A 5,402-nucleotide genomic window follows, 5' to 3' on the forward strand; every position below is an offset into this window, starting at 1 on the left:
TAGCGAATATATCCGCTATTACAACAACTACCGCTATACAGAATGCTTGGATGGCCTGTCGCCTAACGAATGTCGAAGAGCAATGTAACGAAAAAGAACCCAGCTCTGTTAAAACGAGCTGAGGAAAATAAATCTATTGTTTTTGTTTTTCACACTGTCCACTTGACGGGGAGCACTTCAGTATACCCCCCCTTTGCGATGTATTCTAATTCTACATTCTGTTACTTGCCATTCAACCACTCTTTATCGCCCATATGCATGAGATGAGTTCAATTAAATCAATTTAGAATTTTGTAACAGACGCTTGATGATGACTGCTACCTCAGCTCTAGTTATAAACTCTTTAGGTGCAAGCTGGGTACTCGTTTTACCAGAAAAAATACCCGCTTGCAAGCTTTCAGTTACGCCCTTCTTTGCCCACTTCGAAATCGTTGTTGCATCAGTAAATGATCCTAGCTTTTCGTTTGCCTTTTGCGCAGGTAGTGTATTCTTCAAGCCCGTCATGTCCATGGCTACGGACATGATGGTCATCGCTTGTTCTCTTGTAATCTTATCATTCGGACGGAATGTGCCGTCCTCAAAGCCATTAATTAATCCATGAGCGTTCGCTGTCTTGATTACATCATTATACTTGTCGGTTGCTTTAATATCAGAGAACTTCGTATTCCCTTTTTCCAGCTTCAATCCCAGTCCTCGAACCATAAAATCTGCGAACTCCGCGCGGGTAGCTTGCTGATTAGGGTTAAACTTACCGTCAGCAGTTCCACTTACAATCATACGCGAGCCCATTTCATTAATGGTATCCTTCGCCCAATGACTTTTAACATCATCAAATGTAACTGATTTAGTGAAGACGACATATGTGCTGTTTGTTTTACTACTTAGTGTTACTGAGCCTTTACCCGTTTTATCTACAGGGTCCTTTGATGGTGGCATCAAAATACTTCCATCAGGTCGAACTGTTCCTCCGTCAAACATAGCTTGAGCAGCTGCAAGCCTACGCTCTTCTGCTTCAGCTTTATCTGCTTTCCCCTTCGGAGGTGCTGGATATAGAATGCTTCCATCAGCTTGCAATGTTCCTCCGTCTGGGCGGAATTCATCATCATATCTTAATGGTACAGGACGGACGGAGCCATCCGGTTCTAAGACCCCTCCTACCATAGTGGAGACTGGAAGTCCTGCTACTGTTATTCCTCCTGCTGGGTTTGATGTTCCTGATGGTGATGCTGCTACTGACGGCCACCTTCTCTCTATATATTCATTGAAATTATTTAAAGGTATAGTTGGAGCTCTCTGTTCCAAAAAAGCTACAGCATTCGTAGTAAATGCACCCACTTCAAACGATACTGGACTTCCAACCATCTCGCCCCCTAGGTTTGCTATAGTGTTCGAGATCCCTGCCATAACTTTAGCTGTGGGCTGAGCCATTATTATTTCAAGCGTAACATCTTCAGGCTTCACAGTAGGTCCGAATTGAATTATGATATCATCCATGTTGATTGAACGCATTGGAACATTATAGGAAGCGAATGACGTCATAACATCCAAGCTGACCCGCTGTTCCCCTAAGGCTGTGACCGCTGCGCCATGCAATCCGACGACCACTACATCACTGTCGGTATTCACCGGAATTGCTATTACATCATTGTTAACTCCTGCTGCAAGCACGCTATCTACCATCTCTGAATTCAAAGAAACCGTAGTAACTGTCTGACCATCGACTACAGAATCCGTTACCGTTCCTAAACTTACAGGCTGACCATCCACCAAAAATGATACTTCCGATTTTATATTAGCGCTGATCGGGGTCGGATTTGGTTTCGGATTGTTCGGAACCGGGGCCGGTTGGTTTGGGATCGGATCTGGTTGGTTTGGGTTTGGATCTGGTCGGTTTGGATTCGGATCTGGTTGGTTTGGATTCGGATCCGGTTGGTTTGGATTATTCGTGCTGTTGAGGCTACTCTCACCCGCACTGTCCGTACTAGATGTAGCGAATGCCCCCGTCATCGTTGACAACAGTAATGTGACTACCAATATGGATGTTCGTCCTACTTTCATAACTTTTCTAATCATTCTAATATTCCTCCTATAAGTGAAATAGCCTCTCGGTATTCGCCGAGGTAGATGAGGCAAGGGTTTCCTTGCACCACCCAAACTACTTTCCTCCTACTTTCGTAGGGGGACTTTTTATTTCAGCCACAAAACTAATTGGAAAATAACTTGAGTTTTGTGGCGGATTTCACTGAAAAAGCTTGACTTTTTATCCATTTTTCCAAAATCGCGTTTGAAGGGGTTGCTTTTTCCAACCTACTACACGTGATTGGAGCGTTACTTATGAAACCTACTTTTGTTCCCCACTCGGACTACCAATATTTCGTCTTACAACAAATTCGTAGCTACGGTGGACCCGGCATGGTGTTACTTCACAAGGATTGGGTAAACATCATGAAGCGTACGCCCATTTACGCCATTCTCAGCGGCTTCGCCTTTGACGACCTTCCAGGCGTCGGTACGTTCTACGATTTTTTCAAGCGTCTCTGACCTGCTGTAGATAAAAACTTAAAGCCCAAGAAGTTACCCAAACAAAAGCCTAAACCCAAGAAAGGCAAGAAGGGTGAAAAGGCGCCGATCTCCAAACTTGGTAGAGTCAAGCGTTTAGTGGCGTGGATGTTGCGCCGCGGCACTAGCAAAACAGACTTGCCTGCAGATCATTTATTTGATTTCTTCCAATCCCAGATTCTTTCAGTATCCGCCAGTTTAGGTTTGCCCGGGGATGTAACGGCACTTAGCACGGCTGGAGATGGAACCCCGATCGTGACTTCCGCACATACCCGAAGCAAATCCACTTGCGATTGTCGCGCCCAAGGCCTTGCCGATTGCAACCATCATCGTCTTTACTCCCAGCCCGATTGCGATTCGGGCTGAGACAGCTACATAGAAAGGTACTTTAACGGATACCACTTGTATATGGCTTCTGCTGCAGATAGCCAACATGATTTACCCTTGTATCCCAGACTGCATCCTGCTTCTCGGCATGATGCGATCAGTTTGGTCATGAGCACGGTCGAATTCAAGCAACGATTCACCTTGGGCACGGTAGATAAAATGCTTCTCGACGCCGCTCATGATGCCGAAGCGATTTATCTGCTTCTGGATCATCAGGACATCGAACCTTTTATTGATCTAAATAATCGCAGTAAGAAGAATACGGCTACGAACAGCGACATCCAAATTTCGCCTACGGGCGTTCCCATTTGCCCGAAGGGAAATGAGATGAAGTCCAATGGATTCGGTAAATCCCAGAATCACCGAAAGTGGAGATGTACGCCATCCTGCGGTTGCTCGAAAGCTAAATACGGTAGGACGTACCACACGAACAGCAGCGATAACCTACGTCTCTTCCCCAAAACTGTTCGCGGATCGCAGGAGTGGAAGAAGATCTATAAGCGCCGGACGTCCATTGAGCGTTCCAACAAGCGCGAGAAAATTGACTACAAACTCAAATCTGGAAGACATCGTTCGACGATGATGTGGTACATGCGTCTTTACGGGATTATGATCTGCCAGCACATGGATGCATGGTACGTAAACCAGAAAGAAGAATGGGACAAACTCAAATCCGTGATTTACCATTCGGCATCTTAATTACAAAAATCCTCGATTGGAAGATTGGTGGAGTCTGCCCATTTTTGAAACTGGCTTTCATTATCCATATTTTCCAGGCCTCCGGAGTGGTCTTCCCGTCAAAACCCCATTTACAACCCTTCTAATTCCGAGAGGCTATTAGTTGACTCAAAAATCATTTATTTTTACTCTAACATAATAAAAACGTACTTTTCTTAATGATTTCTTAATGAATGTTATAAAATATGTATTTCTCTATTTATTATTGTTATGATTTGATCATGATCAATATTGGTTTCATGTCACTTACGTAGGAGGAATGATTCACCATTATTAAAATTTTAATTGTAGATGATGAACCCGAAATTCGTCAGTTAATTCGAATGCACTTAGAACAAGCAGAACTGCAAGTCATTGAAGCCAGTTCTGGACGACAAGCTATTGAATTGTTACAGAAATATACGATTGAATTATTGATACTGGACCTCATGATGGATGATGGCAACGGGTTTGAGGTGCTGCAATATTTACGAGATGCGAATTCTAAATCGTTAGTCATTGCGCTTAGTGCAAGACGAGAAGTGCAAGACAAAATTCTGACGCTCGGATTAGGTGCAGATGATTATGTCACAAAGCCTTTCAGCCCAGTGGAATTGGTTGCTCGCGTGCAAGCACAGATAAGAAGACATCGCCCTCATTTTTCTTATCCTGCCAAGATTCTACGTTTAAATAGATTAATGCTGGATATCGATAATTATCTTTTCCAAAATGATGGGACTTCATTTTCTGTAACCCCGGTAGAATGCCGACTTTTAGAAATGTTCATGCAGAATCCAGACCGCGTTTTAACCAAAAGGGAAATTTACAAACAGGTGTGGAATCATGAAAACTTTGATGATAACAATTTAAGTGTCTTTATAAGCAAACTGCGAAGCATCCTTGAGCCCACGGAGCACTCACCTCATTACCTTCACACCATACGTGGAATCGGTTATAGATTCTCAGGTGATGGACAATGAAAAGTCGAACAAAGCTTTGGCTACTTATGCTCATTAGTGTAATCCTGAGTATTCTTGTGTTTGCTTCTCTTGCCCTCATTATGGGCAAAATAGGTGATAAGGGTCATAATCTGAATAGCCTGAACGCCATCTCGCAAGAAGTCCTTGAAACAATTGCTATGCGTCAAGCTTTTGATATCGCAGACATAGCGCCAATACTGGATGATGCTCATAGCAACCATCCTGATATTCGTTATGAATGGATTGCAGCAGATGGATCGACGATTTATGATACCTTCGGAGAAAAGAAAACCTATGATTTCGGGCAGCTTGCAAATCGAATGCTCCATATGCCTCAGAACCTATGGGGGGTCGATGAACCGATTACACTTACTTACTCTATTAGCCAAGAGGATCAACCCTATTATTTATTGATGAGCTTATCCAGCGGGGATATGAAAAATGGGCAAGTTTACTTCTTCATGCGAACTTTTAAAGCCATGTCTACTTTTATGCTACCGTTAATTGTTGCTTTATTAATTCCCTATCTACTATCTTTAGGGTTCTTCTCTTCCATGAATAAACGAATCAGTAAGCTTAATCATGCTATAGGACAGCTTAACCTCCAAAGTGAAATTACTGTACTAGAAGACACGAAAAGCGATGAAATTAGCCAGCTCACCGCGCATTATAATGCCATGGCACACCGTATTCAGAATCAAGGCCGGTAGTTGTCAAGATAGTTGTCGCGATTCTATAGAACTTATGTAGTTATTTGAT

General features: G+C 43.2%; 7 protein-coding genes and 2 pseudogenes. 7 read left to right on the forward strand and 2 right to left on the reverse strand.

The genetic code is table 11. The annotated features are described in order from the left end of the window. Nucleotides 1-10: 10 nt before the first annotated feature. Nucleotides 11-88 carry a hypothetical protein gene (locus tag ACH8E3_RS16510; RefSeq protein ID WP_458633748.1) on the forward strand — a complete coding sequence of 26 codons (78 nt, stop codon included), beginning with the start codon at nucleotides 11-13 and terminating at the stop codon, nucleotides 86-88. A gap of 185 nt (nucleotides 89-273) precedes the next feature. Here the strand turns inward: ACH8E3_RS16510 and ACH8E3_RS16515 are convergent, their stop codons facing one another. After that, nucleotides 274-2,073: an S-layer homology domain-containing protein gene (locus ACH8E3_RS16515; RefSeq protein WP_458633743.1), complete on the reverse strand. Its 1,800-nt coding sequence runs from the start codon at nucleotides 2,071-2,073 to the stop codon at nucleotides 274-276. Nucleotides 2,074-2,334: 261 nt separating this feature from the next. Between ACH8E3_RS16515 and ACH8E3_RS16520 the strand changes: the two genes are divergently transcribed. After that, nucleotides 2,335-2,541: a hypothetical protein gene (locus ACH8E3_RS16520; RefSeq protein WP_458633744.1), complete on the forward strand. Its 207-nt coding sequence runs from the start codon at nucleotides 2,335-2,337 to the stop codon at nucleotides 2,539-2,541. A gap of 167 nt (nucleotides 2,542-2,708) precedes the next feature. On the opposite strand, the gene ACH8E3_RS16525 is transcribed toward ACH8E3_RS16520, so the two are convergent. After that, nucleotides 2,709-2,882, reverse strand: a complete 174-nt coding sequence (locus ACH8E3_RS16525; protein ID WP_458633745.1) for a hypothetical protein — start codon at nucleotides 2,880-2,882, stop codon at nucleotides 2,709-2,711. A 223-nt stretch (nucleotides 2,883-3,105) separates the two neighbouring features. On the opposite strand from ACH8E3_RS16525, the gene ACH8E3_RS16530 reads away from it, so the two are divergent. The 5 genes and pseudogenes from ACH8E3_RS16530 (at nucleotide 3,106) to ACH8E3_RS16550 (ending at nucleotide 5,353) form a co-directional block, all read left to right on the forward strand. Further along, nucleotides 3,106-3,645: a hypothetical protein gene (locus tag ACH8E3_RS16530; RefSeq protein ID WP_458633746.1), complete on the forward strand. Its 540-nt coding sequence runs from the start codon at nucleotides 3,106-3,108 to the stop codon at nucleotides 3,643-3,645. A gap of 362 nt (nucleotides 3,646-4,007) precedes the next feature. Next, nucleotides 4,008-4,235, forward strand: a pseudogene (locus ACH8E3_RS16535) (response regulator); the annotation flags it as partial. Further along, a pseudogene (locus ACH8E3_RS16540) lies at nucleotides 4,212-4,311 on the forward strand (DNA-binding response regulator); the annotation flags it as partial. The pseudogenes ACH8E3_RS16535 and ACH8E3_RS16540, both read left to right, overlap by 24 nt. A 50-nt stretch (nucleotides 4,312-4,361) precedes the next feature. After that, nucleotides 4,362-4,643, forward strand: a complete 282-nt coding sequence (locus tag ACH8E3_RS16545) for a winged helix-turn-helix domain-containing protein (RefSeq protein WP_458633749.1) — start codon at nucleotides 4,362-4,364, stop codon at nucleotides 4,641-4,643. Beyond that, nucleotides 4,640-5,353 carry a hypothetical protein gene (locus ACH8E3_RS16550; protein WP_458633747.1) on the forward strand — a complete coding sequence of 238 codons (714 nt, stop codon included), beginning with the start codon at nucleotides 4,640-4,642 and terminating at the stop codon, nucleotides 5,351-5,353. Before ACH8E3_RS16545 ends, ACH8E3_RS16550 begins: the two co-directional genes overlap by 4 nt. The last annotated feature ends 49 nt before the right edge of the window (nucleotides 5,354-5,402 follow it).

Source organism: Paenibacillus sp. CMAA1364 (assembly GCF_054373195.1).